This is a genomic window from Mycobacterium szulgai (assembly GCF_002116635.1).
Lineage (GTDB): Bacteria > Actinomycetota > Actinomycetes > Mycobacteriales > Mycobacteriaceae > Mycobacterium > Mycobacterium szulgai.
The window spans coordinates 59,435-72,157 of the sequence record NZ_LQPW01000107.1 but is presented as its reverse complement, the minus strand read 5'-3'; the positions used below and the strand labels follow the sequence as shown (position 1 = coordinate 72,157).

General features: G+C 65.3%; 13 protein-coding genes and 1 pseudogene. 7 read left to right on the top strand and 7 right to left on the bottom strand.

The features are described 5' to 3' along the window. Nucleotides 1–9 precede the first annotated feature (9 nt). A complete protein-coding gene (locus AWC27_RS15460; RefSeq protein WP_085671279.1) occupies nucleotides 10–729 on the top strand; it encodes a lysophospholipid acyltransferase family protein in 720 nt (239 codons plus the stop codon). A gap of 1 nt (nucleotide 730) precedes the next feature. Here AWC27_RS15460 and AWC27_RS15455 read toward each other — a convergent pair whose 3' ends face one another. Beyond that, nucleotides 731–2,035 (bottom strand): glycosyltransferase 87 family protein, encoded by a 1,305-nt coding sequence (locus tag AWC27_RS15455; RefSeq protein ID WP_085671278.1) that lies wholly within the window; start codon nucleotides 2,033–2,035, stop codon nucleotides 731–733. Between the two features lie 91 nt (nucleotides 2,036–2,126). Here AWC27_RS15455 and AWC27_RS15450 point away from each other — a divergent pair, with 91 nt between their 5' ends. The 3 genes from AWC27_RS15450 to AWC27_RS15440 are packed head-to-tail and all read left to right on the top strand — an operon-like array spanning nucleotide 2,127 to nucleotide 4,959. Further along, nucleotides 2,127–2,993, top strand: a complete 867-nt coding sequence (locus AWC27_RS15450) for a hypothetical protein (RefSeq protein ID WP_085671277.1) — start codon at nucleotides 2,127–2,129, stop codon at nucleotides 2,991–2,993. 30 nt (nucleotides 2,994–3,023) lie between these two features. Next, entirely contained in the window at nucleotides 3,024–3,536 is a 513-nt protein-coding gene (locus AWC27_RS15445) for a polyadenylate-specific 3'-exoribonuclease AS (RefSeq protein WP_085671276.1), read from the top strand. Nucleotides 3,537–3,570: 34 nt separating this feature from the next. Then, entirely contained in the window at nucleotides 3,571–4,959 is a 1,389-nt protein-coding gene (locus tag AWC27_RS15440) for a class II 3-deoxy-7-phosphoheptulonate synthase (protein ID WP_085671275.1), read from the top strand. A gap of 8 nt (nucleotides 4,960–4,967) precedes the next feature. Here AWC27_RS15440 and AWC27_RS33210 read toward each other — a convergent pair. Then, nucleotides 4,968–5,044 (bottom strand): annotated as a pseudogene (locus AWC27_RS33210) (hypothetical protein); the annotation flags it as partial. Then, nucleotides 5,045–6,334, bottom strand: coding sequence for a protein kinase domain-containing protein (locus AWC27_RS15435; protein ID WP_372516902.1), 1,290 nt, complete (start codon nucleotides 6,332–6,334; stop codon nucleotides 5,045–5,047). It abuts the pseudogene before it with no gap. A 33-nt stretch (nucleotides 6,335–6,367) separates the two neighbouring features. Here AWC27_RS15435 and AWC27_RS15430 point away from each other — a divergent pair, with 33 nt between their 5' ends. Beyond that, nucleotides 6,368–6,772 (top strand): Rv2175c family DNA-binding protein, encoded by a 405-nt coding sequence (locus tag AWC27_RS15430; protein WP_085671274.1) that lies wholly within the window; start codon nucleotides 6,368–6,370, stop codon nucleotides 6,770–6,772. On the opposite strand, the gene AWC27_RS15425 is transcribed toward AWC27_RS15430, so the two are convergent. Further along, nucleotides 6,759–8,252, bottom strand: coding sequence for an alpha-(1->6)-mannopyranosyltransferase A (locus AWC27_RS15425; protein ID WP_085671273.1), 1,494 nt, complete (start codon nucleotides 8,250–8,252; stop codon nucleotides 6,759–6,761). The two genes, AWC27_RS15430 and AWC27_RS15425, sit on opposite strands and share 14 nt — an antisense overlap. Nucleotides 8,253–8,257: 5 nt before the next feature. Beyond that, complete coding sequence (gene idsA2 / locus AWC27_RS15420) at nucleotides 8,258–9,328, bottom strand: bifunctional (2E,6E)-farnesyl/geranyl diphosphate synthase (RefSeq protein ID WP_085671301.1); 1,071 nt, start codon at nucleotides 9,326–9,328, stop codon at nucleotides 8,258–8,260. Between the two features lie 286 nt (nucleotides 9,329–9,614). Here idsA2 and AWC27_RS15415 point away from each other — a divergent pair, with 286 nt between their 5' ends. Beyond that, a complete protein-coding gene (locus AWC27_RS15415) occupies nucleotides 9,615–10,511 on the top strand; it encodes a mycobacterial-type methylenetetrahydrofolate reductase (RefSeq protein ID WP_085671272.1) in 897 nt (298 codons plus the stop codon). Nucleotides 10,512–10,522: 11 nt separating this feature from the next. Here AWC27_RS15415 and lppM read toward each other — a convergent pair whose 3' ends face one another. After that, nucleotides 10,523–11,167, bottom strand: coding sequence for a lipoprotein LppM (lppM, locus tag AWC27_RS15410; protein ID WP_085671300.1), 645 nt, complete (start codon nucleotides 11,165–11,167; stop codon nucleotides 10,523–10,525). Between the two features lie 121 nt (nucleotides 11,168–11,288). Next, nucleotides 11,289–11,927 (bottom strand): GNAT family N-acetyltransferase, encoded by a 639-nt coding sequence (locus AWC27_RS15405; protein ID WP_085671299.1) that lies wholly within the window; start codon nucleotides 11,925–11,927, stop codon nucleotides 11,289–11,291. 286 nt (nucleotides 11,928–12,213) lie between these two features. On the opposite strand from AWC27_RS15405, the gene AWC27_RS15400 reads away from it, so the two are divergent. Further along, complete coding sequence (locus AWC27_RS15400; protein ID WP_085671271.1) at nucleotides 12,214–12,618, top strand: DUF3040 domain-containing protein; 405 nt, start codon at nucleotides 12,214–12,216, stop codon at nucleotides 12,616–12,618. The last annotated feature ends 105 nt before the right edge of the window (nucleotides 12,619–12,723 follow it).

Here is a 12,723-nt window from a genome sequence, read left to right as displayed (position 1 = left end):
GAGGGAGCCATGTGGTACTACCTATTCAAGTATGTCTTCATGGGTCCACTTTTCACGCTGCTCGGACGACCGAAAACTGAAGGCCTGGAAAATATTCCGAAATCCGGGCCGGCCATTCTGGCGAGCAATCACCTTGCGGTGGCAGATAGCTTCTATCTTCCGTTGGTGGTGCGTCGGCGCATCTGGTTCTTGGCGAAAGCCGAATACTTCACCGGCACCGGCCTGAAAGGCTGGATCAACCGTTGGTTCTACAGCGTCTCCGGCCAGGTGCCCATTGACCGCACCGACGCCGATTCCGCGCAGGCCGCCCTTGACTCCGCCCAGCGGCTACTGAGCCAGGGCAGGCTGCTGGGCATGTATCCCGAAGGCACCCGTTCTCCCGATGGTCGCCTCTACAAGGGCAAGACGGGGCTGGCACGGCTTGCCCTGCACACCGGGGTTCCGGTGATTCCGGTCGCGATGATCGGTACCGACGTGGTTAATCCGCCGGGAAAGAAGATGCTGCGGTTCGGCCGGGTAAAGGTGCGGTTCGGCAAGCCGATGGACTTCTCCCGGTTCGAGGGTTTGGCCGGCAACCATTTCATCGAGCGTGCCGTTATCGATGAAGTGATGTACGAGCTGATGGAGCTTTCGGGTCAGGAGTACGTCGACATCTACGCGGCCACCGTCAAAGACGGCAGCAAGTCGGAAACCGACGCCGCGCGGATTCCCGAGACAGCCGCCGGCTGAATCAACTCGCAGCCGGCACCGGCGTAGGCGTTGGCTCGGGGCAGCGTACCGTGGCCCTCGCGGTGCTGACGGTGAGTCCAGCCACGACGATGACCGCCAGCGCCCACCACACATAGGACATCCCGACCAGCTGGCGCCACCACGCTGCGGCCACCTCGTGGTGTTTGGGTAGCAGATCGATCGGTGTCCAGCGCATCAGCGCCACCCCGGCGACAGTGATGACCGCCAGCGCGACGTTTCGGCGTCGCCAGGCCAGGACGGCAGTGACCAGGACCGCCGGCAGCATCCACACCCAATGGTGTGACCACGACACCGGTGAAACCACCAATCCGAACAGTGCGACGCAGATCACCGCCAGCGTCGGCTCGCCGGCGCGCAGTACTCGTCGCATCGCCCACACAGTCGCGGCCAGCACCACCAGGCACGCAACCAGCCACAGCAGCTTGGCGGCATGCTCCCCGAGACCCAGACGGGCCAGGGCGCCGGCAATGTTCTGGTCGGTGTTCAACGCCGCCTCACCGATACGGTCGGTGTGATGCAGCGTCTGGGTCCAGTACTGCCAGGAATCGCCCCAGGCCAGCACGAAACCAAGGAGCGTTGCTACCACGAACGACACCACGGCCGTCACCGCCGCCCGGTTGTCCCGACGCAGCAGGAAGTACAGCAGAAACACCGCCGGAGTCAGTTTCAGGGCTATGCCCAGGCCAAGCAGCAGTCCGCGTGGCCACGGCGTGCGCCGGGGGAAGCAGTCGAGGATCACCAGGGTCATCAGCACGGCATTGATCTGGCCGAATGCGAAGTTGGAGTTGATCGGCTCCAACCAGATCGACGCGGGGGCGACGATGATCACCGACAACCACAACCGGCGCAACCAGGCTGGTCCCGGCAGCACCTTCGACGTGTTCCACACATCGAGGCGGGACAGCACGACCGCGGTCGACAGGATCAGCAGCACCAATGTCAACAGCGTGATCACGACGCTGGCGGCCGGCATCTGCAGCCAGGCGAACGGGCTGAAGACGATGGCCGCCAGCGGGGGATAGGTGAACGGCAGGTCCACGATGGGTGTGTGGAACAACACGTCGCCGTTTTGCAGGCCGCCGTGCGCGCCGCTGTACAGCGGGTGTCCGTCGAGCCACGCCTGGGCGCCCATTTGATAGATGTCGATATCGATGCGGTACGGGGTATGGCCGAAGAGCTGCCAGGCCAGATGACTCAGCGCCACCGCCGCTACCAGCCAGAGCAGGCACCACAACAAGACCCGCCCGAGTCGACCGCCCACCTCGGGCAACTGCCATTTACTCATGTCGCAAGACAGCCTAATCGGTATCGCAGCAACACCATGTCCTGCAGCGCGGCTTCCGGCCCGCCGCGACGCGGCAGCGTACGTTTTTGTTGTGCTCCACTGGCTGCAGCATGACATCGTTGATCGCGGCCGGCTGCCGTTGCTGTGCTGTCTGGTCGCGTTCATCCTGACCTTCTTCGTCACCCGCAGTTGCGTGCGGTTCATCCGTCATCGCTCCCACCGGGGCCGGCCGACCAGGTGGTGGCACCCGCGCAATGTCCATGTCGGTACGGTGCACATCCACCACGTGACATTCGGGGTGCTCCTGGTCATGATCTCCGGGCTGATTCTGGTGACTTTGTCGGTCAACGGTCAAGAGCCCGAATTCACTATCGCGGCAACGCTTTTCGGAATCGGGGCGGCGCTGGTGCTGGACGAGTACGCGCTGATACTGCACCTTTCCGACGTGTATTGGGAAGAAGACGGCCGCAGCTCGGTGGATGCGGTATTCGCCGCGGTAGCAGTGGCCGGGCTACTGATGTTGGGCCTGCACCCACTGATGCTCTTCCTGCCCATCCGGCACGGCAGCAATTGGGTGTTGTTGCAAAGCACGCTGGTCGGCGGGCTGGTGCTGACGCTACCGCTGGCGGTAGTGGTGCTGTTGAAGGGCAAGCTGTGGACCGGTTTGCTGGGGATGTTCATCGTCGTACTACTGGTCATCGGGGCGATTCGGTTGTCGCGTCCGCATGCCCCGTGGGCCCGGTGGCGCTACACTCAGCGACCGGCCAAGATGCGACGTGCAGTGCAGCGGGAACGCACCTTGCGCCGGCCGGTGGTACGCGCCAAGCTCTGGCTGCAGTGTGCGATCGCCGGCACGCCTCGCTTGCCAGACGAGCGCGCCGTCGACGCCCAGCTCGACATCGACGTGCACCCGGCCCCGCCCCCCGAAGGCACCGGACCCATTCTGATCGCCAGATAGCGGCGGCTGGATTACCCCTAAGCTTTCTGGGTGCGGTATTTCTACGACACCGAGTTCATCGAGGACGGCAGCACCATCGAGCTGATCTCGATCGGTGTGGCGGCCGAGGATGGCCGGGAGTATTACGCGGTGTCGACGGAGTTCGATCCCGAGCGCGCCGGGAGCTGGGTGCGTGCCCATGTTTTGCCCAAGCTGCCGCCGCCGGCCTCGCAGTTGTGGCGCCCGCGCCGGCAGATCCGCGATGACCTGGAGACGTTCTTCGGTGTCTCGACCGCTGGGGACGCCGATCCGATCGAGCTGTGGGCCTGGGTGGGCGCCTACGATCACGTCGCTTTATGCCAGTTATGGGGTCCGATGCCCCACCTGCCACGCTCCATACCGCGTTTTACCCGCGAAGTACGGCAGCTTTGGGAGGACCGCGGGCGTCCACGGCTGCCACCGCGCCCTCGCGATGTGCACGACGCGCTGGTCGACGCCCGCGACCAGTTGCGCCGATTCCGGATCATCACGGGCGAAAGTGATTCGCAGCAGCGTTCGCCCTGATCAGCCGCTGCGAAACCGCGGTTACCATAGACCGATGAACTGGACTGTCGACATTCCGATCGACCAGCTGCCGCCGTTGCCGCCACTGCCCGCCGAGTTGCGGGCGCGGCTGGACGCCGCGCTGGCCAAGCCGGCCGCCCAGCAGCCCAGCTGGCCTTCCGACCAGGCCGCGGCAATGCGTAAGGTGCTCGAAAGCGTGCCACCCGTGACGGTGCCGTCGGAGATCCTGCGGCTGCAGGAACACCTGGCCTTGGTCGCAAAGGGCCAGGCCTTCCTGTTGCAGGGCGGCGACTGCGCGGAGACCTTCACCGACAACACCGAGCCCCACATCCGCGGCAACATTCGCGCGCTGCTACAGATGGCCGTGGTGCTGACCTACGGTGCCAGCTTGCCCGTGGTGAAGGTGGCTCGCATCGCGGGCCAGTACGCCAAGCCGCGCTCGGCCGACACCGACGCCCTGGGCCTGAAGTCCTACCGCGGCGACATGATCAATGGCTTCGCCCCGGACGCCGTAGCCCGCGAGCACGACGCGTCGCGGCTGGTGCGCGCCTACGCCAACGCCAGTGCGGCGATGAATCTAGTGCGAGCACTGACGTCGTCGGGATTGGCGTCGCTGCACCTCGTCCACGACTGGAACCGGGAATTCGTCCGGACGTCGCCGGCCGGCGCGCGTTATGAAGCACTGGCCACCGAGATCGACCGGGGCCTGAGATTCATGAGTGCCTGCGGGGTGGCCGACCGCAATCTGCAAACCGCCGAGATCTACGCCAGCCACGAGGCTTTGGTGCTCGACTACGAGCGGGCGATGCTGCGGCTGGCCGAAGACGAGAACGGCGAACCGCAACTGTATGACCTGTCGGCGCACACCGTGTGGATCGGCGAGCGGACGCGGCAACTCGATGGCGCGCATGTCGCGTTCGCCGAGGTGATCGCCAACCCGATCGGTGTCAAGATCGGCCCGACGATGACCCCGGAATTGGCGGTCGAATACGTCGAGCGGCTCGACCCGCACAATAAGGCCGGCCGGCTCACGCTGGTGAGCAGGCTGGGCAACAACAAGGTCCGGGATTTGCTGCCGCCTATCGTCGAGAAGGTCCAGGCCACCGGTCACCAGGTGGTGTGGCAGTGCGACCCGATGCACGGCAATACCCATGAGTCGTCCACCGGCTACAAGACTCGCCACTTCGATCGCATCGTCGACGAAGTCCAGGGCTTTTTCGAGGTGCATCGTGCCCTGGGGACCCACCCCGGCGGCATCCATGTCGAGATCACCGGTGAGAATGTCACCGAGTGTCTCGGTGGGGCACAAGACATTTCGGATCACGACTTGGCCGGCCGCTACGAGACGGCCTGCGATCCGCGGCTCAATACCCAACAGTCGCTGGAGCTGGCGTTCCTCGTCGCCGAAATGCTGCGCGACTGAGTTATATGGTGGCGACCCGCTTCGCCCGGCTTCGCCGGGCTTGCGATCGCCACTGGGTTATATGGTGGCGACCCGCTTCGCCCGGCTAAACGCCGGACAGCAGCCCGCTCAGGTGGACACCAATGGTGAACGCAGCCGTTGCGACCAGTCCGGTTAGCGCCAGCACGATCGCCACCCAGACCAGCACCATGCGCCGCGAGTGCTGACGCGCCCACACGAACTCGTCCATCGCGATACCGGCGAATTGCCCTGACACCGGTTCGTATTCGTATTCGTCGGCTTCAGAGTCAGAGTCGGAGTCGGAGTCGGAGTCGGCGTCGCGGAACTCGGGCTGGGGCCAGTCCTCTGGGTCGCGGGTGAACTGCCGGGTGGGGTGCGGCGCCGGCGGCTTGACGGCCGGTTGCTGACTGATTCGGCTATGGTGTAATGCCGCGGACCGATGCTGGGCGGAGTTGCGTGGCGCGGGTACCCGGAAGTCCGGCAAGCCCAGCTCCTCGACGATCGCGTCCAGATCGGCGGCCATCTCGATGGCATCGGCGTAGCGTTGCGCGGGATCGCGGGCCGTAGCGCACGCCACAAACTCGTCGAATTGGTTTGGCACACCATCGATTAGGTCGCTGGCTGGCGGCACATCGTGATCCAGCCGCTGATAGGCGATCGACAACGCGGTATCGCCGGTGAACGGTGTGCTTCCGGTCAGCAGCTCGTAGGTGAGAATGCCGGTGGAGTAGACGTCGCTGCGGGGTCCGGCGTTGCCGTCGCGAACCTGCTCTGGCGAGAGATACGCCGCGGTACCCAGAATGACGCTGGTAGACGTGATCCCCGCGGCGGCGACGGCGCGGACCAGCCCGAAATCGGCGATCTTGACCTCGCCGTCGTCGGAAATCAGGACGTTCTCCGGTTTGACGTCGCGATGCACCAGCCCGGCCCGGTGCGCGGCGGCCAGCCCGCCCAGCACCGGCCGTAGCACCGCCGCCACGGCGTGCGGCGGCATCGGCCCCCGCTCGAGCAGCAGCTCGCGCAGGGTGCCGCCCTCGATGAGCTCCATCACGAGAAATGGGTGCCGGGCATCCAGACCCTGGTCGTATACGGCGACCAGCCCGGGGTTCTTCAGCCGGGCCACGGTGCGGGCCTCGAGCTGAAACCGGGTCAGAAACTGCTGGTCGCCCGCATAGCGCGCATCCATCACTTTCAGCGCGACCGGGCGATCGAGGCGGACGTCGAGGCCCCGGTACACCGTCGAAGTACCGCCGCTGGCGATCTTGCTCTGGATCAGGTAGCGGCCATCCAGCAGGGTGCTGTCCAGCGGGTCAACCACGCCGCCATCGTAGGTGGCGGCGCAAAATGAGTAAGAGAACGTAGCGCAAAGGCGCAGACTCGGCGCCCGACCAGGATCTACACTGGCGCGGTGGGCAGTATTCCCGCCGGCGACGACGTTCTGGATCCCGACGAGCCAACCTACGACCTGTCTCGGGTCGCCGAATTGCTTGGCGTGCCGGTCAGCAAGGTGCATCAGCAGCTACGGGAAGGCCATCTTGTCGCGGTGCGGCGCGACGGAGGCGTGGTGGTACCGCAGGTGTTCTTCACCAACACCGGCCATGTGGTCAAAAGCCTGCCGGGCCTGCTGACGATCCTGCACGACGGCGGCTACCACGACACCGAGATCGTGCGGTGGTTGTTCACCCCCGACCCGTCGCTCACCGTCACTCGTGACGGCTCACGAGATGCCTTGAGCAACGCGCGTCCGGTCGACGCACTGCATGCTCACCAAGCAAGAGAAGTGGTGCGGCGCGCCCAGGCTATGGCGTACTAGCCACCTCAGGCTCGGCAGCAGCGGCCTTCGGCGTCATATACAGGTAATACCAGGCGATCAACGCAAACGCGGTCGCCAGACCCACGTGCAGCCAGGAATACATGCCGTGCGATCCGTCCGGTTTGAAGATCACCATGATCCAGGTCGAGAAACCCGCGATGGCCGCCATGGCGGGTCGCGACTGGGCCAATGGCGCCAGCACCGCCAGCGGCCAGGAGTAGTACCACGGTAGGGCGGCGGGGACGAACAACACCACGATCAGCATCGCCCAGACGATGCCCAGCAGTGCGGCCCGGTCGTCGCGCCGGTATCGCCACCACAACACCGGCAGTGACACCGCGATGATCAAGATGCCCATCAGCCTGTTGATCCGCAGCAACGTATAGAAATCGATCGAAAACAAGCCATGGCCGAAGGCGTGGATCAGGTTCGCCGCCGCCGTCGGCACCGTCAGCCAGTTGATGATCTTGACCGAACCCGCCAGTGCCGACAGCCAGCCCAGGCCGACGCCGGCGACCGCGGACAGCACCGCGAAAACCACTAGGCAGATCACCAGTGATGACAGTGCGGCGGCCAGGAACGCCATGATCGGCCGGTAGCCCCGGTCTTCGCGCAGATGACGCATCCATACCCAGAACAGGAATGGCAGCGCCAGCCCGGCGGTGGCCTTGACCGCGATAGCGACGGTGAGCAGCGTGATGCCCGCGACATGGTGGCGCTGCAACGTCAACGCGATGCCGGCCGCCATTAGACCCACCATCAGCATCTCGTTGTGGACACCGCCCATCAGATGGATGAGCACCAGCGGGTTGAGAACGCAGATCCACAACGCCTTGGCGCCGTCACCGCCAACGTGGTGGGCCAGTCTGGGAGCAGCCCAGATCAGCAGCGCCAGTCCGGGCAGCATGCACAGGCGCAGCAGCATGGTCCCGGCGACGACGTTGTTGCCGACGATGATCGTGACGACCTTGGCCACCAGGATGAACGCGGGGCCGTACGGTGCGGTGGTGATGGTCCAGATGGGGCTGACTTCGTCCAGCAACGGATTCGGGTTGCCAACCGGACCGACCGCGTAGGGATCGAAGCCGTCGCGCAGCAGGGCGCCCTGGGCCAGGTAGGAGTAGGTGTCGCGGCTGAAGATGGGCACCGACACCAGTAACGGTGCCAGCCAGAAAGCGGTGGTGGCGCGCATGGTGAACTCGGTGGTTTCACCGGCCAGCGCTTGTCGGCCCAGCTTCAGCCACGCGATCACCATGATGCCCACACCGAGCCACAACAGAATCGACGACAGCACCAGCCCGTGGCCAAAACGCATCCAGGACAGGTGAATCGACTCCAGCAGCGGGTCATGCTGGCGGGTGCTGCCGGCCCCCAGCCCGCCGGCGGTGATCAGTAGCGCGCCCAGCAACCCGAGCCGGGCCGGGCCGCCCTCTGGGCTGGCGGCGAAGGTACGGAGCCGCGAAAGACGTTGGCTATTCATCGGATTCAAGCGGACCGATCCGTGGCCATCCTGGCCAGTTCGGACAACCCGGCTTTGGCTGCCGGGTTGATCGGCGCCGACACCAGTGTGGCCAGCGCCCGTTGGGTGAGCGCGGCGATGCGGCTCTCCGCGGCGGCCAGCGCGCCGACCCGCTCGATCACGTCACGCAGTTCGTGCACCTGCGCGTCGGTCAGCTCGGTGCCGATCGAGGTCCGTAACAGGTTGGCTGCAGCGGGATCTGATTTCTCCGCCAGTTCGGCCGCCTCGGCTACGAGCACGGTGCGCTTGCCGGACCGCAGGTCGTCGCCGGACGGTTTGCCCGTCACCGCGGGGTCGCCGAACACCCCGAGCACGTCGTCGCGCAATTGGAACGCGACCCCGAGGTCGGTTCCGAACTGACCGAAGATGTCGATGACGTCGGGCCGGTCGGCGGCGGCGGCCGCCCCGAGCTGAAGCGGGCGCGACACGGTATAGCAGGCGGTTTTGAAGGTAGCGACGTTCATTGCCGAGGCGATGGACTCGGCGCCGCTTGCTTCGGCGACGATGTCGAGGTATTGACCGCCCAGAACCTCGGTACGGATGTCGGACCAGACGCGCCCAACGCGCCGCTGCGCGTCCGGCGAGAGGCAGGCCTGCGAAACCCGCGACACGATGTCATCGGCCCACGCCTGAGCCACGTCGCCGAGCAGGATGGCCGCCGACATGCCGAATTGGTCGGCCGGGCCGCGCCACTTGCGTTCCCGATGCAGGGCCGCGAAGTGCACGTGCGCCGTCGGTTTGCCGCGGCGGGTAGCCGATGCGTCGATCACGTCGTCGTGCACCAGCGCCCAGGCGTGCAGCAGCTCCAATGCGGAAAACAGCAGTAGCACATCAGGATCGGGTTCCTGGGTGGCTACGGCGCGCCAGCCCCAGTAGGCAAAGACCGGCCGTAGCCGTTTGCCCCGGCTGAGCGTGAACTCTTCCAGCCAGGCAGTCAAGACACCGTAGTCGTTGCCCTCTGGCGAATCGATGTAGGCGGCCTCGCTGCGGCGGTCGCGCAAATACTGTCGCAGCTGGTCGGTTATGGCGCCGGCCAACTCCACGGTTGCCGATGCCGCCGATGCGTCCAGGCTCAGGGCGGCACCCCTTTCTGCTCGGCATCTCTGTAGCCCGACAGTGTATTCGGCCGGGACGCGGGTGGCGCTGATTACCTGACGCCGCCGTTTACTTAGACTGGCTCGCTACTCCCCGGCAAGCGAGTAGTGCCTCCACGCACATATGCTGTCCTGGTGACCTGAGTTAGCTGGCCGATCAGGCTCGGCAGCACAGGCTGGCGCGGCGTAGCGCGGTCGGTGAGTCAGCAATCTGAGAAAGAGGAGCTGTGTGACGCTCAACACCATCGCGCTGGAGCTGGTGCCGCCGAACGTCGACGGTGGCAAAGAACGGGCACTGGAAGACGCGCAGAAAGTGGTGCGGTACTCGGCTGAGTCCGGCCTGGATGGCCGCATCCGGCACGTGATGATTCCGGGCATGATCGCCGAGGACGACGATCGGCCCGTCCCCATGCAGCCGAAGCTGGACGTACTGGATTTCTGGTCGATCATCAAGCCCGAGCTGCCGGGACTCAACGGCCTATGCACACAGGTCACGGCGTTCCTGGATGAGGCAACCCTGGGCGATCGCCTTGCCGACCTGACCGCGGCCGGCATGGAGGGTGTGGTTTTCGTCGGCGTGCCGCGCACCATGAACGACGGTGAAGGTTCGGGCGTAGCGCCCACCGACGCGCTGTCGATCTATCGCGGGCAGGTCGCCAACCGGGGAGTCATCCTGATCCCTACCCGCGAGGGCGAGCAGGGCAGGTTCAATTTCAAGTGCAATCAGGGCGCCACTTACGGGATGACCCAGTTGTTGTATTCCGACGCGATCGTGGGTTTCCTGACCGACTTCGCCAAGGAGACCGATCACCGGCCCGAAATCCTGCTGTCGTTCGGGTTCGTCCCCAAGATCGAAACCCGGGTCGGTCTGATCAACTGGCTGATCCAGGATCCGGGCAACGCCGCGGTGGCCGCCGAGCAGGAGTTCGTCAAGACGCTGGCCGGCGGCGAACCCACGCACAAGCGCCAGCTGATGGTCGATCTTTACAAGCGGGTGATCGATGGCGTCGCCGACCTTGGTTTCCCGCTGAGCATCCACTTCGAAGCGACCTACGGAGTGTCGGCGCCGGCCTTCCAGACGTTTGCCGAAATGCTCGCCTACTGGGCACCCGACCAGCGGGCTTAGGTGGTGGTTGGCTAACTGGGCGGCTGGTCGCCCGGGGCGGTGAACCTGGGCGAGCGGTCGCGGCTCATCCAGGCCAGCAACGCCACCACACCGGCCACCACGAACGACGCAATACCGAGCCAGATGCCCGCTCCGGTGAACGAGCGGGTGTTGGGGTCGGTGTAGCGAGCTTGTGCGGTCATAGTGCTGACCACCCCCGGTTTGAGCTTCCACTGCACGACCTCGGGCTCGATGCGGTCGCCGTTGGTGGACGTGACCGTCCCCGGGAAGGCGACGGTCAGCTCGATGTCGGCGTCGGGGTCGGTCAATGAGGTCAGGTCGGCCCGGCCCTCCAGAATGACCAAATTGCCGTTGCGCCGCAGCGACAGATTGACCCCGGCCGCGTCGGAATTCATGTGGGCCAATTGCGGCAGCTCGGCAAAGGTCAGATCGGAGAACACCGCCTGTGACCCCACATAGCCGTCGCTGTCGTAGTTCGACACAGCCACTTTCTGACTGAACGGCACATTGTTGTCGAGCTGAGGCCCGGGGTCCTTGCTGGTTTTCGGTTTGGCTGCGGCGATGATCTCACCAGAAACCAGGTCGTCGGGCGAGATGGTGAGCGACGCCCGGACCCGCAGGCATCCGGTGGCCAGTGGCACCAGCATCAGCAGCATGACGAGGGCCAGCACGCGGCGCCGCCGGGCCGAACGGCGGCGGGCTGGGGCGGAGGGGGAGCTGGCGCGCACCAGGTCATCGTGCCAGACCCGGTGTGCCCCTTCGGCAAGCCGTCTGGGGTTATAGCGGTAGCGCGCGGCCAAGGATCGCAAACGCTCGAGGGTCGCCGGCGAAGTGGTAGCCGCGGATGACGTCGCTGAAGCCCAGCCGCCGGTACAACCGCCAGGCCCGGTTGGCCTCGCCGTTGGTCTCCGGCGTGGACAGCAGCACATGCTCCTCGCCACGACCCGCGAGCAGCCGTCGGGCCAATGCCTCACCGAGACCACGGCCCTGCGCGCGTGGATGAATGTGCAATTCGGTCAACTCGAAGTAGCTGGTCATCAGCCGGGTGATGGCATGGGGCGGAAAGCCGCTGCGTTGCAGACCCAGCACCACCTGCTGCTGCCACCATTGACCCGGCGCCCCGGGATAGCCGTAGGCCACACCGAGCATCGGCGCGCAGCTCAATTCCTCGGGCGACGGCTGGTAGTCCTGGGGCGCGCTGCCGGCATCCTCGCCGTCGCTCTGCCCACCGGCCGCCTCGACATCCACGGCCGCCACCGCCTGCCAGCCACGCCGCCGGATGTGCTCCAGCCACATCGCCGAGCGCTGGTGCTCAGTGCCCCTGGGGTAACGCATGGCGTCTACATAAACACTGAGGGCTTCACCGAGACGGCGCTCCATATCGTCCGGCGGCAGATCGATGAGGAATATCGCCAACTCGGTGTTGCCCTCCTCATGCGGTGAACACGTGTGGTGCTTTTGAACCAGTATCAGACGGGGCGCCTGCGCACCTACGAGCGGTCCATGTGACCGATCATGTGATGAGTTGCACCGAATGACCATGGCGACCCATCGCGTCCCTGTGGTATTGGCGGGATAGAATCGCCGACGAACCAGTGGTACGGCGCAGATTGACCTCGTATCATCTGAGTTAGTTGCCCGCACAACGGGCATCCGCGTTTTATCGGTCGTTACGGGACAGTCTGTCGGCAAGGAGGGACGAATGCCACTCTCCGATCATGAGCAGCGGATGCTCGACCAGATCGAGAGCGCTCTCTACGCCGAAGACCCCAAATTCGCATCAAGTGTCCGCGGCGGCGGCTTCCGGGCCCCTACCGCGCGGCGGCGTTTGCAAGGTGCTGCTTTATTCGTCATCGGTCTCGGGATGCTCGTTTCCGGCGTCGCGTTCAAAGCGACGATGATCGGCAGTTTCCCGATTCTCAGTGTGTTCGGTTTCGTGGTGATGTTCGGCGGTGTGGTGTTCGCCATCACCGGTCCTCGGTTGTCCCGCGGCTCGGGTCACGGCGGACCGATGCCCGGTGCCTCGCGTCAGCGCCGCAACAAGGGCGCGGGCGGTTCGTTCACCAGTCGTATGGAGGACCGGTTCCGGCGTCGTTTCGACGACTAGCCGCAAGACAGGCGGGGCAGCGTAAGCTGCCCCGTTTTTTGTGCACCGATCCTGTGGTGGTGGACGCGCATCTGAGGGTGCGCCGTCGGGTGCGCACGTCGATGT

Bases quoted from the DNA above. Each gene is read 5' to 3' on its own strand.
- AWC27_RS15460 (WP_085671279.1), top strand. From the start codon at position 10: ATGTGGTACTACCTATTCAAGTATGTCTTCATGGGTCCACTTTTCACG.
- AWC27_RS15455 (WP_085671278.1), bottom strand. From the start codon at position 2,035: ATGAGTAAATGGCAGTTGCCCGAGGTGGGCGGTCGACTCGGGCGGGTC.
- AWC27_RS15440 (WP_085671275.1), top strand. From the start codon at position 3,571: ATGAACTGGACTGTCGACATTCCGATCGACCAGCTGCCGCCGTTGCCG.
- AWC27_RS15425 (WP_085671273.1), bottom strand. From the start codon at position 8,252: ATGAATAGCCAACGTCTTTCGCGGCTCCGTACCTTCGCCGCCAGCCCA.
- lppM (WP_085671300.1), bottom strand. From the start codon at position 11,167: ATGCTGCTGATGCTGGTGCCACTGGCCACCGGATGCCTGCGGGTCCGG.
- AWC27_RS15400 (WP_085671271.1), top strand. From the start codon at position 12,214: ATGCCACTCTCCGATCATGAGCAGCGGATGCTCGACCAGATCGAGAGC.